This window comes from Acinetobacter sp. YH12040, assembly GCF_013420005.1.
Taxonomy (GTDB): Bacteria; Pseudomonadota; Gammaproteobacteria; order Pseudomonadales; family Moraxellaceae; genus Acinetobacter; species Acinetobacter amyesii.
On record NZ_VOZB01000001.1, the window covers coordinates 165,739 to 187,704 of the forward strand.

The window sequence follows — 21,966 nt, forward strand, 5'->3', positions numbered from 1 at the left end:
TCACAACAAATTCTGTACTTGAAGCATATATGGGAGTCATATTTAAAATTTCAAATACATTTTTTAAATATTTTTCAATGAGTTAATTTTAAGATAAAGATAAATCTCAATTATAATATTGGTATAAATAGAATACTTTTCAAGTCATTTATTGAAGAATTTAGTACTTTATTATGTTGTTTAAATACATATGTATTTTTAGGCAATTTTCTTGTCAACTCAACTGACTTTCTGACAATAAAATTCAATGATTTTCCACTAGCTTAAATCACGTAAATGTCAAAAAAGCCCACATTTACATGCAGGCTTTTACATAATCCACTGAAAAGTTCAGCTTAAGGTGCAGGATTTGGCTGCTGGCGATGAATATCGTCAATCCCTTTTAAAATGTCTTCTGATAAATTCACATCAAACGCATCAATATTTTCTTTCAACTGATCTAGATTTGTCGCACCAATGATTGTACTGGTGACAAAAAATTGCTGCTTAATAAATGCAAGTGCTAACTGTGTCAACGTTAAACCATGCTGTTCAGCCAATTGTGCATATTGTTCTGTTGCCCATTCACTCTCCGCATTTGAATAGCGGCTAAAGCGTGAAAATAGTGTCACTCGAGCATTGGCAGGACGTGCACCATGACGGAATTTACCTGTTAGATAACCAAATGCTAAAGGTGAATATGCCAATAAGCCCACGCCTTCGTAATGTGCAATTTCAGATAAACCGATTTCATAAGTACGATTCAACAAACTATATGGATTTTGCACACTGACAATTTTTTCTAAACCATGCTTTTCTGCAAGTTGTAGGAATTTCAACGTTCCCCATGGCGTTTCATTAGATAGTCCAATTGAGCGAATTCGACCTTTTTTCACCTCATGACTTAAAGCAACTAATGTTTCTTCTAAATTGGTAATAGTTTGCGTACTGTTTGCTTCGGCATTGCCATAACCCAATTTACCGAAAAAGTTGGTTGGACGTTGCGGCCAATGCAACTGGTATAAGTCAAGATAATCTGTTTGTAAGCGCTGAAGAGAATGATCCAGTGCAGACTCAATTTCCGAAGCAATAAATTTAGTTTGCCCGTCACGAATATGACTACCGCCTTGTGACGGTCCTGCAATTTTTGAAGCTAAGATTATTTTATCGCGGCCACCGCGAGCCGCAATCCAGTTACCTATAATAGTTTCAGTCGAACCTTGGGTTTCAGGTTTCGGCGGGACAGGATACATTTCTGCAGTATCCCAAAAGTTAAGACCACGCTCTAAAGCATAATCCAGTTGCTCGAAAGCTTCTGCTTGGGTGTTTTGTTCACCAAACGTCATGGTGCCTAAACAAATTTCTGGAACTAATATGCCTGTATGTGCCAATGGTTTAAATTGCATGCCGCAAATTCCCTCTTTATTTTAAATATCAATATATAAGTCACGAAGTAGCTTACATAAGATATCGGCTTTGTTTAAATCATAATTTTCTGTTTATTTGTCAAAAAATGTGAGAAAGGTTGCTTCCGCTATAATAGTGAGAAATGAATGGACATAAAAAAAGCAAACCCCTGAGTTTGCTTTTTTTAGATTCGGAAGACTGATTATTCTTCGTCGTCGAAATCGTCAGAAGCCAATTGGCTTTTCTCTTCAAGCGATGCATCAAAAATTAGAATCGCTTTACCATCAGTTTCAATCATGCCTTGCTCTTCAAGTGTTTTTAGAACACGACCAACCATTTCACGGGAACAACCCACGATACGACCAATCTCTTGACGAGTAATACGAATCTGACGACCATTCGGCAAAATCATTGCCTCTGGTTGTGAAGATAAATCAATTAAGCAACGTGCAATTCGACCTGATACGTCAATAAACGCAAGGTCAGTTACTTTACGCGTCGTATTTTTAAGACGGCGTACAAGCTGTGCAAATACCGCATAACTTAAGTCTGGGTATTGTTTACTTAATTCATGAAAGTTTTCATAGGTAATCTCAGCAATTTCACATACATCTCGCGTACGCACTTCTGCAGTACGCTGTGCATTTGCTTCGAATAGACCCATTTCCCCAAAAAAGTCACCCGCATTTAAGTACGCAACCACAATTTCACGCTCATCATCTTCGCGTAAAATGATAGATACTGAACCCTTAAGAATTAAATACAAAGATTTAGATTCTGAGCCCGCATCAATGATTGTTGTACGTTTTGGGTAACGATTAATATATGCACGTTTTAATAATGCCTTCACCGACTCAGGTAACTGCCCCGGAGATAGCGCATCTGTGCTAAGTTGTGAAAAGTTTGAAGTCATGCTAACAGTTTCCGAATATGGATAATTTATAGATCGCACAAGACCTAAAGTGAACTTGTCACACGTAAGAGTTGAAATTCCTTATCAACTCAATTTATGTTAGTGTACAGGTACTGCGTAAATTTATAGCTTTTTTTAGGGACTTGCAATGCAAACTAGTGTTCATTGGCTAGAGAATGTTGCTTTTGAAGCAAAAACTCAAAGTGGTCACACTGTTATGATGGATGGATCACAAGAATATGGCGGTGAAAACCGTGGTCCGCGCCCAATGGAACTGATTTTAACAGGACTTGGTGGTTGTGCATCTTTCGATATTGTGACGATTTTAAAGAAAGCACGCCAAGACATTACTGATGTTCGTTGTGAATTAAATGCAGAACGTGCCGACACTATTCCTGCTGTATTCACTAAAATTCATTTGCACTTTGTAGTCACTGGTCATGGCGTGAAGGAAAAGCAAGTTGCAAAAGCGGTTGAACTTTCTGCTGAAAAATACTGTTCTGCTAGTAAAATGCTGATGGATGGTGGTGTAGAAATTACCCATGACTTCGAAATTTTAGAAACTGAAGATGCATAATTTATTTGTTCAATTAAGAGCCGCATAGAATGCGGCTTTTTTGTTTCAAATAATCCGCTATAGCATACATTGTATAAAGCACTACTATATAGTCATAAATGCAGAAATATGAGCCAAAGAAGTTTGGCTTAATCACTTAATCAACCAATATCCAAATTGATGTATTTGCACATAGATGCATTTACACCCAATTCCATCTCATGATGATTTTACGACTCAGTCCATATGAGTCTATAAAAGAAAATTAAGTTTGGTAACGACTCATGATGAACACCTTTCATATAAGCAGATTTGATTTAACTATATTCTTGATAACACTTTAATTAGGGTGTGTTGACACTTTTAGCTTAAAAAAATAGCGAAGTAGTAAAATCAAATCGCCAAACCCAATTTTACTATTCGCTATGCCTCGTACCATGCTGACAGATCAACACTGGCAAAAGTTGAAAGTTATTCTGCGTAATTTATCCATTCACCACAACTCAAATTTACGCAATTTTATTGAAGCTATTCTCTATAGAATTAGAACAGGCTGTCCGTGGCGAGATATTCCTTCTTGTTTTGGTCATTCAAACTCTATTTTCAAGCGTTTTAATCGTTGGTCAAGCAGCGGTAAGTTACTTAAATTATTCAAATTACTAGCCTCATGCCCCTATATGGAGTGGATTTTTATTGATGGCTCTCATGTACGTGCTCATCAACATTCTGCCGGCATAGCGAATCAATCTATTTCTAAAAGTGTAGGAGGAAACTCCTCAAAAATACATTTGATTGTTGATGCAGATGGCAATCCTATTGATTTCATGATTATCGATGGAACCACACATGATGTTAAAGTTGCACCTGATTTAATATCAATATTAGATTTAAAAGAGACAAAAGTGGTATGCGCAGATAAAGGCTATGATTCAGAACCACTGCGTGAACAGATTAGGAAAACAAGGACCAAAGCGAATATACCAAGGAAAACGAATAGCAAAATCGAACAATGACCATATGGACTGGTATTTATATAAAATCAGGCATTTAGTTGAAAATATGTTTTGTAGATTAAAGCAATTTAGAGGAATAGCTACTCGATATGACAAGCTCAAAAGGAATTATCAAAGTTCTGTTGCTTTAGCCTGTATATTTTTATGGCTACCTTTATAGGGTTAATTATGAAAAGTAAATGTCAACAGACCCTAATAATTTCAGATAAAAAAAGCAGAATCATTCTGATTCTGCTTTTTGAATTTGGTAGGTATAAGCAGACTCGAACTGCTGACCTCTACGATGTCAACGTAGCGCTCTAACCAACTGAGCTATACACCTGAAGTCCAAGCATCATATTCATTTTTATTTTTTATGACAAGCCCTTTTCTGAGTTTTTTAAACTTTGCGTACAAGTTTTAAGCAAAGTCTTAAAACATTGAATATCTTGAGAACTTAGCGGAGTACCTACGTAAATTTCCTGCTCAAATAACTTGATGGATTGTTCAAATGAACGCCTTTCATGTTCAGGTACATTTTCAGCCAAACGTTGTAACCAATGCCGAAAACTTTCAGAAGTCAATTTTTGCTGGCTCAAGGGTAAATTCTTTGCGAAATTGGTAATTTCTCTTTCAAGAGGGCTTAAACTTTTTCTTTTTTTCCACAAAATCCATATAAAATATAATGCTACAATGCCACCAATACTCAAAATAAGAATTAAAACAACTGCATAAGCAGAATTTGTACCGAGCTTTTTAAACCATTGTTGTTGTGATTCAGCATTATAACCCACCACCTTGCTCTGCCATTGGTAACTCGCATAATCACTCCATACACGGACTTTTTTCAACATCGAAAATTGTTGATAGGCCCAAGTCGACTGCTGGCTCCCAAAAATTGTCCGATCTTGTTCCATATAATCCTGCATCCCCCCATCGATACGCTGCGGTGCGATCATGGCCGTCGGATCAATACGACGCCAATGTTGATTGACATAAACCTCTGTCCACGCATGTGCATCGAGCTGACGAACCTCCCAACTTTTTCCATCTGGTGCTAATTGACCACCTTGATATCCCACGACAATACGCGACGGTACGCCAACATAGCGCATCAACATTGCAAAACTTGAAGCAAAATGTTCGCAAAAGCCCTGTCTTGATCCAAATAAAAAATCATCTATCCGATTTTGCCCCAATACACCTGGGCTTAAAGTATATGCAAAGCGATTTTGTTTATACCATTGCAAAACTTCGGCAATATAACGCTCAGGATTTTGACGACTTCGCTGCCATAAAGTTTGGGCCAATTGTTGTGATTGAACATCCAAGTTTTCAACATAGCGAGTGTTTAATTTTTCAAGTAAAGTTACATTTTTTATTTGTGGCGGCTCTGCACTTCCTAACCATTTCAGTTGAATCGGCTCTGTACGTGCTGTTAATCGGTAGGGTGTAATTCGACCATCTTGACCTAAAGCAAAACGTGCTTCATTGGGAACGGATTGCTCCAACGACATAATCCACATCACAGTTGGGTCGGCAGCCAAATATTGATAATTCAATGTCCGCTTGGGTTTTAAATCGTCTGGATTCAGCTGTATAACGTTCTGGTTAAAAAAATGACTTGTCCATTTAGAACCATCATACTCATCTAAAGCCATCGCCCGCCAATACAGCTCTGTACGAGGTGGCAAGGCTTGAATATCACCGATTATACGAAAAGCCAAACTACTCGACTCTGATAACTCAGCAATATCGCCGGGAGACATGCTGTCACTGATTCCTGTTGTGGCTTTATTTTCAGGAATAGGAATATGCCATAGCGGCGGCAGGCGTGGAAAAAAGAGAAACAGTAAAATAAAGAATGGAACAGCTAAGACAATAAATTTACCCACATGCCCAATATCTTGTTTAATCGCTTGTATTTCACCGCCTGAGTTTTGGCTAAAACCAAAGGTCTGTAAACGGTATAATCCAATAAAGCAGCTCAACAACGCCAACAAAATGACCAATGCCATGGCAAAAGACTGGCTAAACAAAAAACTAGTGGCAATCACAAACATCGCAAAGTTAAATAAAATAATTACATCACGACGTGTTTTTGTTTCTAAAGATTTAGCAAATAAAAATGTACTAAGTACTGTAACCCCTGCATCAACACCAATAAAGGTTTTATGACTTATGTAAATGCTGAATAAAGCTATCAATGTCAGCACATAGGTTAAAATTTTAGAAAATAGTTTTTTACTGGCGCGGGTATTGTGTAATAACATAAGCCAAATGACTAAAAATACTAATGATGTCACCACTGGTATATAAAGCATTTGCGCAATAAGCACCAAAGCTAACGTGAGTAGTATGGAGCGGCGTATGGTATTTTCAATCATCTCTTAAGCCTGCGCCAATAACCGTTTTGCTTCGGAAAAATGCAGTGTTCCAGTGCCTGATACTAACTCAGCATTAGGTAAATACAGTGCATATTGATCGTGATTTTGCTCAGCCTGCTCGACCAAACCCATCATAAGGCTAAGTTTTTCTTCATGACTTTGAGCTGGCATATGGTGATAATGGATCTCTAATTTCTTTAGATCTTCATATTGTTCAAAGACTTTGACATATAAGCCTTGTCCTCGTGCTGCTTGTTTCCATGACACCGCATGAAGTGAATCCCCCGTCTGAAAACTGCGTAATTCGCGAAATTCATCAAGATCAGGTTCAAAGTTTTGCTGTTGCTGCTTATTTTCAACGGAATGCAAACTGGCTTGTGGGGCAACCCACGCAGGTTGCTGTACGTACAAATACGTCCAGGCCCGCACTAAGCCAAAGGGATAAACACTATAAATTTGTATGGGTGGAATCTGAAAAACACCGCGTTGGCTGGTTGTAAAATTTAATTGAAAGCCATGCTGTTGCGTATTGAAAAATAATTTATGTAATTGATTTTCTGTTTTAATCCACAAATATCGCGCCTGTTCGACCTCTTGTTTAAAGTAAATATCGACCGAAAGTAATTCACCTACTTGCGGTGTATCAACAACATTTATTTGAATCTGCAACGCATGAAGCTGTTTAAAAGTAATATAGAAACTAATACACAATACGGCGCTAATTAAAAAGCAAAATCCTAAAATCAAGTTATTGGCATAATTCACACCTGCAATAAAGGTGATGAAAATTAACACCAAATACAAGTAGCCTTGCTGATAGATAAAGATCAAGACGTCTTTTTGAGTCAGCTGCTTGTGCTGATCAATTTTAAATCGACGTTCAATCCATTGCTGCCACATCGAAGCCAAGGTTCAACTCCTTTATTGAATCGAAACTTGTTCTAAAAGCTTAAAGGCTTCAAGATCTGACAACCCAATTCGATGAGATACCACAGCTGCAAAAACCGCTTGCACATCGTCAGGATTCACATAATTTCGCTGCTCAATCAGCGCATAGGCTTGCGCAGCTTTCTTTAAGGCTAAAACACCACGAGTAGAAAGACCATGTCTCCCTTTACGTGTTTCAGCAGCAAGATCCAAAATGTAATCCATCAAACGATCACTCAGATGTATCTGCTCGACAAAGCCTTGTAGTTGTAAAATTTCTGCTTCATTAAAGATATGTGCTAATGCCGCAATCAGATCATGGCGTGAAGTTTGTTGGAGCAATAATTTCTCTGCCTGACGCGATGGATAACCTAAAGACAAACGCATTAAAAACCGGTCCAACTGGGACTCAGGTAAGGCATAAGTACCACTTTGAAATAAAGGGTTTTGTGTCGCAATCACCCAAAATGGTTGAGGCAAAGCATAGCGCACACCATCAACCGTCACATACCCCTCTTCCATGGCTTCCAATAAAGCACTTTGGGTCTTAGGACTACAACGGTTGATTTCATCTGCCAATAAAATTTGGGTAAAAATCGGCCCAGATTTAAACTCAAAATGATGTTCTTTTTGATTAAACATATTTACCCCAATCACATCGCTGGCCAGCATGTCATTGGTAAATTGAATCCGTTGAAACTTTAATCCCGCCAAATGTGACAAGGCGCTAGATAATGTCGTTTTGCCTAAACCAGGTAAGTCTTCAAATAGCACATGCCCGCCTGCCAATAGACAAGCTAAAGCCAATTTGGTTTGCTGATTTTTATCCAAAATAATTTGGTTAATTTGTTCGAGGAAAGTATTTATTTTCGGGTAAAAAGGGGCAAGGCTCTGTTCACTTAAAAGCGTTGATGTATTATTTTGTTGGCTTTTCTCTGATCCCCAAAACACTTTTTATTCCCCAATAAAAAAGTTAAATGAATGACTAAAATACAGTGTTTTATTTAAAAATACAGTGTTTATCTCCAAGCTATACCCAGTTCATTACTTTTAATACATACGCTTGATATTTATTGAGTATACAAAAGGGTTGTTTTCGCTTCGACTGCTCACAAATCAGCAATAAAAAAAGCGTCCCGAAGAACGCTTTTTTCTTAGATTTTTAGCTCGAGTCACTGCATTAGCAAGGACACTTCTTCATGTCACCACCAGCTGATGGATAACGTGCATCTACACAGTGACGATAAAATGTTTTTGCATCCATCGCTTCCAAATCAGGATGATGTTTTGCCATATGTTCCAAATAGTTTTGGTAATCTGGCACACCCACCATCAGGCGGAAACTTTGCTGTAAACGTTGCCACAACGTCGCAATACGTGACCAATTTTTCGGGTTCAGAATTAAATCCTTCTGCGACATAATGGTCATTTTAATGATTTTATAAATCACCGTTTTTCCACTTTTTGCAAACTTCAGGTTCATTCATATTCCCCTATTAATGTGCTGAATTTGACGGATTAATTTCAGCTGGGTCACGGTAAATCGCTTCTGCTTCATTCACCGATGGATTTGGATTTGCCAAGGCACGACGCACCACACCAATTGCTGCAAATAACATCACAAATGCCACGATCATAAAGAATGCACAAAGACCGGCATTGATTTGATTCGACAGTGCAACTGTATGCATTTCAGCCATGGTTTTCGCAGGTGCCAACAATTCATTTTTCGCAATGGCTGCATTAAAACGATCTGCTTGAGCCAAGAAACCAATCTTTGGATTTTCGTGGAAAATCTTCTGCCAACCAGCGGTCATGGAAGTAATAAACAAGAATAATGTTGGGATAATTGTCACCCAAACATACTTTTGTTTTTTCATCTTGAATAAAATCACTGTACCCAAGATCAATGCCATCGCAGCAAGAATTTGGTTACCAATACCAAATAGCGGCCATAAGCTATTAATACCGCCGAGTGGATCAACCACGCCTTGGTAAACGAAGAAGCCCCAACCTGCAACAGCCACCGCTGTACCTAACAGATTTCCGAAGAAGTTATGTGAGTTTTTTACCGCAGGAATCACGATACCCACAGTATCTTGCACCATGAAACGACATGCACGTGTACCCGCATCAACTGCCGTTAAAATGAAAAGTGCTTCGAATAAAATCGCAAAGTGATACCAGAACGCCATCATTGAACGGTTATTAAAAATTTCCGTAATGATATGCGCCATACCAATCGCAAATGTTGGTGCACCACCTGTACGAGACAGAATCGAATTTTCACCCACTTCTTGTGCAAGTAAGGTCAATGCTTCAGGTGTTACCACGAAGCCTAATGTACGAACTGCTTCTGCAGCGGACTCAACCGTTGTACCAATCACAGCTGCTGGCGCATTAATCGCAAAATACACACCAGGCTCAAGAATCGTTGCACAGACCAAAGCCATGATCGCAACAAAAGATTCCATCAACATGCCGCCATAACCGATCATGCGAATATCTTTTTCATTATTCACAAGCTTCGGTGTCGTTCCTGAAGAAACGAGCGCATGGAAACCTGAAATTGCACCACAGGCAATGGTAATAAACAAGAATGGGAACATTGAGCCTGCAAATACAGGACCTGTACCATCAATAAAATGCGTTACTGCTGGCATTTTCATTTCAGGCAATGCAAACATGATCCCGATTGCCAAACCTGCAATAACACCAATTTTCAAGAAGGTAGATAGGTAATCACGTGGTGCAAGCAGTAACCAAACAGGTAATACTGATGCCACGAAACCATAACCGATCAGCCACCAAGTCAGTTCAGTACCTGAAAGTGTAAAGAATGGCCCCCAATAAGGATGCTGTGCAATGTCGCCACCATAGATAATCCCTGCCATCATCAGCACAAAACCAATGATCGACACTTCTGCAATTTTACCCGGACGGATAAATCGCATATAGATACCCATGAAAATCGCAATCGGCACCGTTGCAGCGATACTGAAAACACCCCACGGACTGTTGGTCAACGCTTTTACAACAACCAATGCAAGTACCGCAAGAATGATGATCATCACACCAAGTGCGCCAAGCATCACGATGATTCCGGCAAAAGAACCCAGTTCTTGTTTTGCCATTTCACCGAGTGAACGACCATCACGACGCGTTGAGATGAATAAGACTAAAAAGTCTTGAACCGCACCGGCGAGAACAACACCCACCAAGAGCCAAATTGTTCCCGGCAAATAACCCATTTGCGCAGCAAGGATCGGTCCGACTAAAGGACCTGCACCTGCAATCGCAGCAAAGTGGTGACCAAATAGAACGCTTTTATTGGTCGGCACATAATCCAAACCGTCAGCTAAGCGATGGGCAGGCGTTAAACGTCGCTCATTCAGTTCAAAGACTTTATTGGCAATAAATAAACTATAAAAACGATATGCAATGCTATACACACAGATTGCTGCAAGGATCAGCCAAACTGCATTGACATGCTCGCCTCGACTGAGTGCTAGTATGCCGAATGAAACGGCACCTAGAATGGCTACAAACAGCCAGATAATCTTTGAAGCCATTCCTGACTTCGGTTGAATGTTTTCCATCTCAATCCCTCATAAATGTTGAAATAAATCAGCTTGATTTTTCTTGTTCGAGGTACTGCTGTTTCTTCCCTTGAAACTCTACTCCTGTTATAGGTTTTTTCATCTAATACTTTGGAATAAAAATTTAAACCAATAGGTATAAAAAAAGGGATGAATCACTTCATCCCTTTCGATAATAGTCTATTTTTAAACCATTATGCACGTTCTAAATAGTCACCAGTACGGGTGTCTACACGAACGCTTTCTTCTTGCTGTACGAATAATGGAACACGTACAACTGCACCAGTTTCAAGCTTAGCCGGTTTACCGCCACCGCCTGAAGTATCACCACGTACACCTGGATCAGTTTCAACGATTTTTAATACAACGAAGTTTGGCGCGCTCACAGTTAAAGGAACACCGTTCCAAAGCATGATTGTGCAAAGTTCATTTGAGTCATCTTTCAACCATTTAGCCGCGTCGCCCATAGCAACTTTATCAGCAGCGATTTGTTCGAAAGATTCTGGGTCCATGAAATTCCACATTTCACCGTCGTTATACAAGTAGTTCATTTCAACTTCTTGGATGTCAGCAGCTTCTAGTGAATCACCAGATTTGAAAGTTTTTTCTAAAACTTTACCAGTTTTAAGGTTACGTAATTTTACGCGGTTAAAAGCTTGGCCTTTACCTGGTTTTACGTATTCGTTTTCCATGATTGAACATGGGTTACCGTCAAGCATGACCTTAAGGCCTGACTTGAAATCATTCGTAGAATAATAGGCCATGACTGGCTCACTCCAAACTTACTAACTTTAATCTATAGATGCTATGGGCTGTAACATGTCATTTAGCAAGTACTGACTGTAACATTGGCTGCCACATGCACATTAATGTGATATTGCGTATTCTAAATGACCAATGCACCATGTCGCAACGAAAAAATCCCCATTAAAGGGGTCAAGCTGCTTAACTTACACTCAGACATTAAAGAACTTTGTTTATACAATGCCCACAAACAGGTAAAATTGCTGTTTACTGAAACTTAATAAATGTTTCGTAGGCTTCATCCGTTGTGAGCTTTATCGGAATTTTTTCAGCTTAAACATCAAAGTTCGACGCATTAATTTCAGCAATATTCCCTACTCACCTTTCTGCATTTTTTAAACAATCGGCATGATAAACTATTTATTTCAAGAGCAAAACTGGCAAACTCAATTGAGTGATTTGATAACAAATCCTCAAGAATTACTCGATGTATTAGAACTTTCGCATGATCAGTTATTATCGGGTGCTCAGTTCGCAGCAGATGAGTTTCGCCTACGTGTGCCGCGCGCTTTTGTCGAAAAAATGCAAAAAGGTAATCCGCTTGATCCGCTTTTACTCCAAGTTCTACCGCATCATTTGGAACTTGAAGAACACGCCGGTTTTGTCACCGACCCTTTAGGTGAAGAGCAGGCTAACCAACAGCCAGGGGTATTACATAAGTACAAGTCTCGTTTTTTACTGACTTTAACCGGTGCCTGCGCGGTCCATTGCCGTTATTGTTTCCGCCGTCATTTTCCATACCAAGAAAACCTGCCTAAAAATGACGATTGGCCAAACATTAAACAATATATTGAACAACAACCCGATATTAATGAAGTGATTTTAAGTGGTGGAGACCCGCTCACACTATCAAATCGTAAACTTCAAGTGTGGATTGAACGTTTATCGACTTTGCCACAAATTAAATTTTTGAGAATTCATTCACGAGTTCCTATCGTAATCCCCAACCGTGTCGACGAAGAGCTGGTTTCTATTTTAAAAAACAGTAGGCTACGCATTATTCTAGTGGTACACTCAAATCATCCATCAGAGCTAGATGACTTCACGTGCAGCCAGCTTCAACAGCTTGTCAAACAAGGGATCACCGTGCTGAACCAAGCAGTCTTATTAAAAGGGGTTAATGATTCTGCAGATGTATTGGTCGATTTAAGTTACCGCTTATTCGACGCAGGTGTAATGCCATATTATTTACATGTTCTGGATAAAGTAAAAGGTGCTCATCATTTTGATACACCAGCTCAGGATATTGATTTAATTTATAAAAAAGTTTTAGAGAACCTACCAGGTTATTTGGTTCCTAAACTTGTACGGGAAATAGCGGGCGAAAAAAACAAGACACCGCTTTTTGGGGCTTCAACTTTTTGAGTTAAATAATAAAGATGACCACGCATACTTCAGATACGTTTTACAATCCGACTGAATTAAAGCTGGATAAATTAAGCTTTTGTCCGACCAATGCTAAAGGTCTGCAAGAGTGGTTAAACGGTATTTCAATTTTACAATTAGGTACCTCATCTAAAGCTTTATTCAATGCCTTACTTGAAATCTCCGAGCTGAAATGCCAAGAGATGTTACGTTTTGATTTGGTTCAAATTTTACATCCGACTATGGAAAGTGTGCTCACAAGCTTAGAAAAACACTTTACCAATCAAAGCCTCATTACCACGGATCGTAATGACCAAATCATTGAATTGGCGATGCTTTTACGTAGTCACTTTGCCAAAATCTATATTGATATTGCCAAACGATGTAATCAGCAGCTCAATCAACAAAAGTTTTCGATTTTTTCATTCGGCCATAAAAAAAGCTTACAAACTGCTCGAATTGCATCAATCTACTATGCGTTGCAACAACTGACACTGTTGTTGTATCAACAACATATGTTGTATGCCACACCGACTGCAGGTCAATGGATTGCGGCACATCAACTGATTGAATGTGCCATTGAACACAATTTCTATCAAAGTAATGTCAATCAGTTACTGGGTACTCAACATCAAATTGCAAATATTGCTCAAGCTTATGCACAATTAATCTTATTAGATATTTTCAATAATCATCAGATTCGCCCTGCTGAAATCCAAGGTTTGTATTTATGTAGCTTTGACTGGGCAAAATTGGTTCAAATCCTACCGAAAGAAACCACGCTTTCACGCTATGTTGTAGACACGAAAAAAGATCACCCACCGATTTATAACTCAAAACAAGATCGGTCTTATCAAGCCAATGTATACATTTCAACGCAAAACTTGCTCGATCATTTGACCGAAACGCAAACTAGAAATGCCAATTATTTATCTAAAAATGAAAAGTTATTTTTAACTCCAGCGCTATATTTCCATATTCATAATATTTTGACCAACAACACTGAACGTCGTCATGAACGTTATGAATATTCTGCGCAAATTAATATTTGCTTTAGCTTAATGGTGGCGCATTTCTATCTCTCTAAAGGTAAAAACTTCCACGAAACTTTAGATTTGGAAGGCAATTATCAATTCCACAATGAAGCCTCTTTTGTCAATTCGCATGATTCAAATATGCCAACAGGCATGACTAATGCGAAAGCGCTAGATCGTGAAGCAAAACAGATTCATACCGCTGACGTATTAGATATTAGTGTGAATGGTTATCGCATTAAATGGACTGGCCCTACCCCTGCTAATTTAAAAACCGGCGAATTTATTTTGATCCAAGAAAATGCTCAAAGCCAATGGCGTGGCGGTGTTGTTCGTTGGATCAAACAATCGACTGAAAAAAGTTTGGAATTGGGTCTCGAAGTACTGGCTCAAGATTTGTATCCATGTTCAGCCCATATCCGTACCGACCGCAATACAACAAATCATCAACCTGCTTTATTGGTACAGACCACACAACTTGATCAAGTGTCTACGACCTTAATTTTACCTGGGGCAAATCTCTTCCGAGAGAAACAAACGATCCACCTTCGCTTAGGCAAAGAAGACATCAAAGTCTATCTCACCAAAGCGCAGTTGGTGACACAAAGCTTTATTCGCTTTGAATATGAATTATTGAATGAAGAGCAAGAAAATGTCGTTAAAGACTATATTGCGAAACAGAGCAATGACATCAAAAATAACGACTTATGGGAAGCATTAAAGTGAGAAATCCATTACTATCCAAAAAGCTAAAACGTACGGAAACTCGATTACTCATTATTGATGATAATCAAATACGTTTTAACCAGATACGTGATTTATTGACAGACAGCGAACATCAAGTTCATACCATATTACTTGATGATTTACAAAATTTCGAAAAACAGCTGAATCTCAATTGGGACTTGATCATTTTTGGACGTGCTTATGATTTAAAATATGAACAAGCTTTAAGTTTAGTTCAACTATCGAGCCAACCGAATTTACCGATTATTTTACTTAAACCCGAAGACTATCAAGCTGAACAATATGCAAGTTTAGTCAAAAAAGGGATTTATGACATCGTCGATATTGCTGAACCTGAAAGTTTCTATTTTGGTTTAATTCGTGCATTGTCTTTTAGTCGCCTACAACAATCGCAGCAACATTTAATGGAAGAGCTCGAAACAGCTCAAATCCAAACTCAGTCTTTAGTTGAAGATAGTCGTAAAGCGGTTGCCGTGATTCAAGAAGGCATTCACATTCAAGCCAATGCTGAATATCTCACTTTGTTTGGTCTAAAAAATGAAGATGATGTAATTGGTCTGCCTTTACTCGATCTATTACAACCTACTGACCTCAACGACTTTAAGCAACGCTTTAAAAAAATCAGCCAAGGACAGCTCGATTTAGGACGTTTTGATCTCGTTTCACAAAATATCGCAGTGGCTGGGCAAAACCCACTAAAACTCGAATTTATTGCCGCGGCTGAAGAAGATGCTTTACAGCTCGCAATTGAAATTGGCAGTCAAAGCATCAATGCTGTAAGCAATGCTCAAGTTGAAGCTAGCCCACAAAAACCAAAAGCATTTCAACAACTCAACCGTACCATTGCTCAGCAACCTGCTAATGTAAATGCATTAGTTCTATTTACATTGGCTTCTTGCTCAGATGCGATTTTTCAAAAAGATTGGAATACCTATAAGAGCTATTTCACCAATATTAAAGACTTCTTGAAAGACCAGACTCATGCTCCATTATTTAGTTTAGATAATGGTGCAATCGTTGCCTTATTCCAAGCGGATAATCAGCTCAAACTTGAGTCTAAGTTGATTGGTCTTAACACCCTGAGCAAACCTCAATTACTCAGTGTAAACAATGAAACTTATCCATTAAATTTACGCATAGGATACAGTGTTTTAGACAGCGATATTCGTGATGAAGCACATTTTGATACCTTTATTGCGAAAGCCTTTAATACTGCGCTACCAATCAACCAACAAGCACCTGAAATCGATTTAACTATTCCATTAGAAATTGACATACCAAGTTTGGATTTCGGTACACCAGAAGCACAAATTGCGCCGATTGTCGTTAGTGATGAAGCTCCTGTTACTAAGGCCCTTCGCAACTGCTTAGAACGCGGTGAAATTCATCTTAAATATCAGCAACTGTATGATAAAGAAGATTCATATCTTTATACTTATGAAGTAACCAGCGGCTTTATTTTTGAAAATAAATGGAAAGATATCGCCCAACTACGTGAATTGGCTGAAGACTCAGAGCTATCCATTAAATTGGATCGTTGGATCTTGGTTGAATCGTGTAAACAGCTACACAACTTTATTACTCAGTTCCCTGAAGCTAAATTAATCGTTAACCTGAACAAGGAAGTGCTATATAACGACCGCACCTTCCCTGAGTTTATTTCAAAACTCATTACGATTATTCGTAGTAAATTGAAAAATCCACTGATTTTACAATTTGCAGAAGAAGACATTCAGCTCAATATCGATGCCGCTCAAAAAGCATTTATTGAACTTCGTAAAAATGGTGCCGAACTGGCTTTACGTAATTTTGGTCATTCGATGTTTAGCGAATCATTATTACGTCAAATGGATGTTCACTGCTTAACATTAGATTCAAGTTTGACCAAAATGCTTGCAAACGATAAGTCATGCCAAGAGCTGCAAGAAAAAATTACCACTTATCATGAAATCAAAACTGTTGAAATCATGCTACGTGAATTAAATGACATGACCCTGTTTGCCAATGCTTGGAATGTTGAGGCTCGCTTTATTCAAGGCGATTATTTCCAGAAGAAACTCGACCATCTCATTGATGTTCTGGACCAATAAGGTTCTGAACATTGCCGATTTAAGGTTTATCTTTTTATCGGCACAAAAAAACGGGCATAAAGCCCGTTTTTTCGTTTTGGATATTAACGTTTGATAGAACGTGACATACCAGCAAAACGTTGTTTGAATTTGTCGATACGACCGCCAGTGTCAACGCTTTTCTGTTTACCAGTGTAGAATGGGTGGCAAGCAGAACATACGTCTAGGTAAATAGTTTCTTTACCAAGAGCTGAACGAGTTTCAATTACGTTACCGCATGAACATGTAGCAACTAAAGTTTCATATTTTGGGTGAATATCGGCGCGCATCGTCGATTACTCCTAAGATTTAAGAAGGTTTAGCTGTCATCGCAATTGATCACTCTTGCATCACTACAAGGAAGGCTTAAAAAAGCAGACCAACACCATAACAGACCATTCTTTTGGCCCACCGAGACGGATACCGTCAGAGCTAAGCACAACAAGTTGAGGCAAATTATAGCTGATTTTTTAATGTTAATAAATAGATATTCAAGGCTGAATCGCTCTACTCTTTAGGTTGAGCTTGCTCTAAATATTTCTGATATTGTAATTCGACTGTACGCTGAAATTGGGCTTGATCAAAATGCTTTAATTTTTCAATAAATGCAGGACAAAACGTCGCTGCATTTACTGACTGCAATGATCTGCTCATGCCCTCTAACATACCTTGAAGCTGCTGTTTAAATTGTGCATCGACGGGCTGATCAACATCTTTTGCTTTTAATGGCTCTACACCATTAAAACGGATAGCCTGAACCGCAGCAATTAATTTAAGCTTTGCAGCTTGATAAGCCTGATCTAATTCCGTATTCATCTGTGGTTGTCGATCACGACAAAAATCCAACATGGGCTGCAGGCTGATGAGCGGCATTTTTTCAATGACATCACGGTTACTATTTAGGGATAAATCCTCTTGGGCATGAGCGGCTGTGTTCAGACCCAAGAGTAAAATAAAGACACCTTGTTTAATTTTCATGATTTTTTTCTTTTCATCTATATAAGGTATTTTAAAAGGACCTATTCATCTCGCCCTTATTCTTGCCCACGGCTTTGTTTTGCCCAAAGGTTGGCAATCACACCACAGACCATCAACTGAATTTGGTGAAAGATCATAATCGGTAAAACTATCATCCCCATCGGCTGCCCAATAAATAAAATTTGTGCCATGGGCACGCCACTCGCCAAGGTTTTTTTAGAGCCACAAAAGAAAATCGTCTTTTGATCAGCTCGGCTAAAGCCCAACCAACGTGGCACATATAACGCCAATAACATAATAATCGTTAACAGGACTGAGCACGCCACAATCAATAGGAATAAGGTCATACCACTCACTTGATGCCATAGCCCTGCCACCACTGCACTACTGAATGCACCATAAACCACCATCAAAATTGAGCCCTGATCAAATACCTTCACGATTTTTGGCATTTTCTTCATATAAGGAAACACCCAAGGACGGAGGAGCTGCCCTAAAATGAAGGGAATCAGTAATAACAGCGTAATTTGGATAATAGATGCCGTCGGATCGTAGTTATGTTGTGACTGACCGAGAATAAAATAGGCCACCATCACTGGGGTAATAAACATCCCAATAATATTTGAAAATGATGCACTACAGACTGCGCCAGCAACATTACCCTGTGCTACCGAAGTAAATGCAATAGAAGACTGTACTGTCGAGGGTAAAAAGCACATAAACAAAAAGCCCCAATACAACTCTTGCCCTAACATCGGCACGAGAATTGGTTTCGCCATTAAACCCAATAATGGAAATAATGCAAAGGTAAAACCAAAAACTAAAGCATGTAACTTCCAGTGCATTATGCCTTCAACCACAGCCTCACGAGATAACTTTGCACCATGTAGAAAAAATAAAATGGCAATTGCAGCCGTTGTAATATAGCCAAAAAGTTCTGCAGCTTGACCACTGACAGGCAAAAAAGTCGCAAGTATGACCATTACAAAAAGTAGAATGGTAAAACGATCCAAAGCCAACATTTTTAGCATAACAACATCCTGTACAAATTTCCCTTTAAAGCTGATCGGCACAAAAATGCCCAATAAGCTAAATTTACCATTGAGTAAATTTCATCTTACTGGGCCATATAAATAAAGCCAGCTTTTCTCCGATATATTCATTATTTTAAACGTTGATAGTGAGCTCAACGCAAAAAAATTTATAAATAAGAATATTCAGAATTACATATGACTTTAAATGAATAATTGCAGATTAATTATTTCGTGCATTTGAGTCTTGTTGGATCAACTCAATTTTATAGCCATCTGGATCTTCAACAAAGGCAATGACGGTCACACCACCTTTCATTGGCCCTGCTTCGCGTACCACGTTTCCGCCACGTGCTTTAATTTCTTCACAAGCCTTGTAAGCGTCATCTACAGCAATAGCGATATGGCCATACGCATTTCCCAACTCATAACTATCTATATCCCAGTTATGCGTTAATTCGAGTACAGTATGATTTTCTTCATCACCATAGCCCACAAATGCCAAAGTAAAACGACCTTCTTCATAATCACGCTTACGAAGCAAAGTCATACCGAGTACTTCAGTATAGAACGCCAATGAACGCTCTAAATTGCCTACACGTAACATGGTATGCAGCATGCGCATAATCGAGTTTCCTAAATCTATCATTATGTTTGAATACTATAGGGATTTAACATGCAAAGTTCAATTTAAGTCTAGAGCACATATACCCACTCATTTCAAATATCCACGCCCTAAATTATAGATTTGCTTAAGCTATTTACACACTTAGAATAAAAAAGCCCATTCAAACTGAATAGGCTTTTTTAATTCAAATTGAATTATGAACTGGATTTCTGTTCATGCTTTTTCAATAGTTTAGCGACCCAAACTACTAAAATTAAAATCGGAATACCAATTAAAGTCGTCATCAAGAAAAAGTTTGGATAACCGATATTGGTCACAATCGTACCAGAGTAACCGCCTAAAATTTTAGGGGTTAAGGTCATTAATGAACTAAAGATAGCATATTGAACGGCTGTGAAAGAAACACTGGTTAAACTCGATAAAAATGCGATAAACGCCGCGCCTGCAAGTCCTGACGCCAAGTTATCGACAATAATCGCGAAATATAGCCACAACGAACTATAAGGCTTAATGACCTTACCTTTGATGTCCACATTCTGTTCAGCACTTGCCAAATTAATCGGTTGAATATCAACACCAAGTACACCCGCCATATTGGCTGATGTATTCACTTGATATGTTAAATCGACACTCTTTTTCACTACATCATTTTCTAGCAGTTGAGCCGTTAATGTTTTTTGCTTTGCTGTTTCGAGCGCTTGCCCTGGAATTGCAGCACTAAAAACACCAGTTTTATCAAGCTTCGCGTCGAATGGTTTAGTATCCAAAATAATTTGAATTTTTTGATTTTCTTTTAACTCACCAGCCAAGTATTGTCCACGCACCACGATACTATTTGCAGTCTCTTGAGCTGAAATCGTGTTATCTGAAGTCACTGGCAGCAACATCATTGCTGAGTTTGAAAAAGCATTATTCAAATACGGCAAACTCACCTGTACTGGATGTTGATTCTTAGACTGATAATCCGCACTGACTTTAATATTTTGATCTGCAGCCAAGACTGCTTTTGGAATTTGAACTGCCCAAGCACCCGTGTCATCCGGCGTCGCTGTATATTGCTGCCCTGCTACATTTACAGTGACATCGCTTAATGGCTGACCTGATTTGACCAGACCGATAAAAATCAAGTTTGTTGAACTTGCTAAAATCGCACCAACAAACATCAATTTCATAATGTTCATGCGCTGCGCTAGCAAACCGCCAAGGAAGCCGCCAACCAAGCTAAAAATCACACCATAGACTTTTACAGCTTCAGCAATCTGCTCTTTGGTGAAGTTTAAATCTTGATAAAACACATTAGAAATGACGCCGGCGATAATATCGGAAATACGGTAAAAACCAATAAGTAACAACAGTACTAAAGCCAGTTTTAGACCATAGCGCTTAAAGAAATCTGCAACTGGATTAACCCAAGTTTCAAATGCCATCTGCTTATTTACAGCACCTGATTTCACTAAAACAGAACCGACACCAAAAGCAACCACAGCTGAACTAATAAAGCGTACAGCCTCTAAACAGAACAATGCAAATGAGTCTGAAATTTGCCACTGCTCTTTCAAGCTTTCAACCGCAACACCTGAATAGATATAACTCAAAACAAAAGCAACCACCGCAGCAAAAAATACAGCGACTAAGCGATAATAGTCGGTCCGTTTATAATGCTTTTGTACACGGTCAATCTGCGGCTCACGTATCGATAAAGTTGTAATAATACCAATAACCATAACAGCAGCCATTGCAAGATAAGTATATTTCCAAGCTTCATAAATATAGTTACCTTTGGCCGTGCCTAAATATGCCGCCAAAAATAACGCCCCTGCACCTGCCACGATCATGCCGATACGATAACCTGCATTATAAGTCGAAGCTAAAACGGTCTGCATTTCAGTTTCTGCCAACTCAATACGATAAGCATCAATCACAATGTCTTGCGTTGCGGCAGAAAAACCTAGCAATACAGCGCCAGCGGCCATTTGGTAAATATAGCTTTGTCCTAAAGCAGGATCTGAAAATGCCATGATACAAATTGCACAGATAATGAGAACCTGAGCGATCAATAACCATGCTCGGCGACGTCCAAGTTGTTTAGTTAAAAATGGCACAGGTAACTCATCAATTAATGGCGCCCAAACAAACTTAAACGAATAGCCAAGCGCTGCCCAACTAAAAAAAGTCACTGCACTTTTATCAATTCCTGCTTCACCTAACCAAAGCGATAAACTGGAAAAGATCAGTAAAATTGGAATACCGGCCGAAAAGCCAAGAAAAAGCATAATCAGCGCACGTCGGTCTAAAAATGCAGTAAAAGCAGATTTCCATCCTGAAGCTTGTGTTGTCATGACTCAGTTATTTTTGTCAAAATCGAATGATGCTATTCAAGCGCTTAATGACAACGGTTTCAACAACATTTATGAAATCATTGTTTTATTTTATCGATATTTCGCATGCTGTTGCTTGATCTTTGGCATTAAACCTGTATACCTTAATTACATATCTCTATTCTTTAGTTTT

18 protein-coding genes and 1 tRNA gene are annotated in these 21,966 nt (G+C 38.8%); 5 read left to right on the forward strand and 14 right to left on the reverse strand.

Features of this window, described 5'->3' with window-relative positions:
- Window positions 1–335: 335 nt before the first annotated feature.
- Together FTT99_RS00790 and crp are read right to left on the reverse strand one after the other, a co-directional pair.
- Entirely contained in the window at window positions 336–1,385 is a 1,050-nt protein-coding gene (locus FTT99_RS00790) for an NADP(H)-dependent aldo-keto reductase (protein ID WP_180130356.1), read from the reverse strand.
- Window positions 1,386–1,588: 203 nt separating this feature from the next.
- Window positions 1,589–2,299 carry a cAMP-activated global transcriptional regulator CRP gene (gene crp, locus FTT99_RS00795; RefSeq protein ID WP_078191819.1) on the reverse strand — a complete coding sequence of 237 codons (711 nt, stop codon included), beginning with the start codon at window positions 2,297–2,299 and terminating at the stop codon, window positions 1,589–1,591.
- Between the two features lie 148 nt (window positions 2,300–2,447).
- On the opposite strand from crp, the gene FTT99_RS00800 reads away from it, so the two are divergent.
- Window positions 2,448–2,876, forward strand: a complete 429-nt coding sequence (locus tag FTT99_RS00800) for an OsmC family protein (RefSeq protein WP_078191820.1) — start codon at window positions 2,448–2,450, stop codon at window positions 2,874–2,876.
- A gap of 404 nt (window positions 2,877–3,280) precedes the next feature.
- Window positions 3,281–4,028, forward strand: a protein-coding gene (locus FTT99_RS00805; RefSeq protein ID WP_180161157.1) for an IS5 family transposase whose coding sequence is annotated in 2 segments (ribosomal slippage) — window positions 3,281–3,853 and window positions 3,855–4,028 — 747 coding nt in all. Because the reading frame shifts where the segments join, the coding sequence is not laid out codon by codon here.
- 85 nt (window positions 4,029–4,113) lie between these two features.
- Here the strand turns inward: FTT99_RS00805 and FTT99_RS00810 are convergent.
- The 7 genes from FTT99_RS00810 to efp form a co-directional block, all read right to left on the reverse strand.
- Window positions 4,114–4,190: transfer RNA gene (locus FTT99_RS00810), tRNA-Val, on the reverse strand.
- Between the two features lie 31 nt (window positions 4,191–4,221).
- Window positions 4,222–6,234 carry a DUF3488 and transglutaminase-like domain-containing protein gene (locus FTT99_RS00815; RefSeq protein WP_180130354.1) on the reverse strand — a complete coding sequence of 671 codons (2,013 nt, stop codon included), beginning with the start codon at window positions 6,232–6,234 and terminating at the stop codon, window positions 4,222–4,224.
- 3 nt (window positions 6,235–6,237) lie between these two features.
- Window positions 6,238–7,143, reverse strand: coding sequence for a DUF58 domain-containing protein (locus tag FTT99_RS00820; RefSeq protein WP_180130352.1), 906 nt, complete (start codon window positions 7,141–7,143; stop codon window positions 6,238–6,240).
- Between the two features lie 12 nt (window positions 7,144–7,155).
- Window positions 7,156–8,112: a MoxR family ATPase gene (locus FTT99_RS00825; protein WP_180076961.1), complete on the reverse strand. Its 957-nt coding sequence runs from the start codon at window positions 8,110–8,112 to the stop codon at window positions 7,156–7,158.
- Window positions 8,113–8,341: 229 nt separating this feature from the next.
- Entirely contained in the window at window positions 8,342–8,644 is a 303-nt protein-coding gene (locus FTT99_RS00830) for a YbdD/YjiX family protein (RefSeq protein ID WP_078190160.1), read from the reverse strand.
- A 13-nt stretch (window positions 8,645–8,657) separates the two neighbouring features.
- Window positions 8,658–10,760, reverse strand: coding sequence for a carbon starvation CstA family protein (locus FTT99_RS00835; RefSeq protein WP_078191829.1), 2,103 nt, complete (start codon window positions 10,758–10,760; stop codon window positions 8,658–8,660).
- Between the two features lie 194 nt (window positions 10,761–10,954).
- Entirely contained in the window at window positions 10,955–11,524 is a 570-nt protein-coding gene (gene efp / locus FTT99_RS00840; RefSeq protein ID WP_067762759.1) for an elongation factor P, read from the reverse strand.
- Window positions 11,525–11,912: 388 nt separating this feature from the next.
- Between efp and epmB the strand changes: the two genes are divergently transcribed.
- Genes epmB through FTT99_RS00855 form a run of 3 tightly spaced genes read left to right on the forward strand, consistent with a single transcriptional unit; the run spans window position 11,913 to window position 16,800 of the window.
- On the forward strand, window positions 11,913–12,929 hold the full coding sequence (gene epmB / locus FTT99_RS00845; protein WP_180130350.1) for an EF-P beta-lysylation protein EpmB: 1,017 nt from the start codon (window positions 11,913–11,915) through the stop codon (window positions 12,927–12,929).
- Between the two features lie 14 nt (window positions 12,930–12,943).
- Window positions 12,944–14,689, forward strand: coding sequence for a GTPase (locus FTT99_RS00850; protein WP_180130348.1), 1,746 nt, complete (start codon window positions 12,944–12,946; stop codon window positions 14,687–14,689).
- Window positions 14,671–16,800, forward strand: a complete 2,130-nt coding sequence (locus FTT99_RS00855; protein WP_180130347.1) for an EAL domain-containing protein — start codon at window positions 14,671–14,673, stop codon at window positions 16,798–16,800. The genes FTT99_RS00850 and FTT99_RS00855 overlap by 19 nt, the downstream gene beginning before the upstream one ends.
- Window positions 16,801–16,883: 83 nt before the next feature.
- On the opposite strand, the gene rpmE is transcribed toward FTT99_RS00855, so the two are convergent.
- From rpmE to FTT99_RS00880, 5 genes are all read right to left on the reverse strand, one after another.
- The gene (gene rpmE / locus FTT99_RS00860; protein WP_078190165.1) at window positions 16,884–17,108 is read right to left on the reverse strand and encodes a 50S ribosomal protein L31; all 225 of its coding nucleotides are present in this window, start codon (window positions 17,106–17,108) and stop codon (window positions 16,884–16,886) included.
- A gap of 217 nt (window positions 17,109–17,325) precedes the next feature.
- Entirely contained in the window at window positions 17,326–17,796 is a 471-nt protein-coding gene (locus FTT99_RS00865; RefSeq protein WP_180130345.1) for a hypothetical protein, read from the reverse strand.
- A gap of 56 nt (window positions 17,797–17,852) precedes the next feature.
- The gene (locus FTT99_RS00870; RefSeq protein ID WP_111884228.1) at window positions 17,853–18,827 is read right to left on the reverse strand and encodes a bile acid:sodium symporter family protein; all 975 of its coding nucleotides are present in this window, start codon (window positions 18,825–18,827) and stop codon (window positions 17,853–17,855) included.
- A gap of 223 nt (window positions 18,828–19,050) precedes the next feature.
- Window positions 19,051–19,452 (reverse strand): lactoylglutathione lyase, encoded by a 402-nt coding sequence (gloA, locus tag FTT99_RS00875; protein WP_180130343.1) that lies wholly within the window; start codon window positions 19,450–19,452, stop codon window positions 19,051–19,053.
- 197 nt (window positions 19,453–19,649) lie between these two features.
- Window positions 19,650–21,794: an MFS transporter gene (locus tag FTT99_RS00880; RefSeq protein WP_180130341.1), complete on the reverse strand. Its 2,145-nt coding sequence runs from the start codon at window positions 21,792–21,794 to the stop codon at window positions 19,650–19,652.
- Window positions 21,795–21,966 lie beyond the last annotated feature (172 nt).

Excerpts from the sequence above, each read along its gene's own strand:
- rpmE (WP_078190165.1), bottom strand. The coding sequence starts at position 17,108 with ATGCGCGCCGATATTCACCCAAAATATGAAACTTTAGTTGCTACATGT.
- FTT99_RS00855 (WP_180130347.1), top strand. The coding sequence starts at position 14,671 with ATGGGAAGCATTAAAGTGAGAAATCCATTACTATCCAAAAAGCTAAAA.
- efp (WP_067762759.1), bottom strand. The coding sequence starts at position 11,524 with ATGGCCTATTATTCTACGAATGATTTCAAGTCAGGCCTTAAGGTCATG.
- crp (WP_078191819.1), bottom strand. The coding sequence starts at position 2,299 with ATGACTTCAAACTTTTCACAACTTAGCACAGATGCGCTATCTCCGGGG.
- FTT99_RS00790 (WP_180130356.1), bottom strand. The coding sequence starts at position 1,385 with ATGCAATTTAAACCATTGGCACATACAGGCATATTAGTTCCAGAAATT.
- epmB (WP_180130350.1), top strand. The coding sequence starts at position 11,913 with ATGATAAACTATTTATTTCAAGAGCAAAACTGGCAAACTCAATTGAGT.
- FTT99_RS00850 (WP_180130348.1), top strand. The coding sequence starts at position 12,944 with ATGACCACGCATACTTCAGATACGTTTTACAATCCGACTGAATTAAAG.
- FTT99_RS00865 (WP_180130345.1), bottom strand. The coding sequence starts at position 17,796 with ATGAAAATTAAACAAGGTGTCTTTATTTTACTCTTGGGTCTGAACACA.
- FTT99_RS00835 (WP_078191829.1), bottom strand. The coding sequence starts at position 10,760 with ATGGAAAACATTCAACCGAAGTCAGGAATGGCTTCAAAGATTATCTGG.
- FTT99_RS00870 (WP_111884228.1), bottom strand. The coding sequence starts at position 18,827 with ATGCTAAAAATGTTGGCTTTGGATCGTTTTACCATTCTACTTTTTGTA.
- gloA (WP_180130343.1), bottom strand. The coding sequence starts at position 19,452 with ATGCGCATGCTGCATACCATGTTACGTGTAGGCAATTTAGAGCGTTCA.
- FTT99_RS00800 (WP_078191820.1), top strand. The coding sequence starts at position 2,448 with ATGCAAACTAGTGTTCATTGGCTAGAGAATGTTGCTTTTGAAGCAAAA.
- FTT99_RS00815 (WP_180130354.1), bottom strand. The coding sequence starts at position 6,234 with ATGATTGAAAATACCATACGCCGCTCCATACTACTCACGTTAGCTTTG.
- FTT99_RS00880 (WP_180130341.1), bottom strand. The coding sequence starts at position 21,794 with ATGACAACACAAGCTTCAGGATGGAAATCTGCTTTTACTGCATTTTTA.
- FTT99_RS00830 (WP_078190160.1), bottom strand. The coding sequence starts at position 8,644 with ATGAACCTGAAGTTTGCAAAAAGTGGAAAAACGGTGATTTATAAAATC.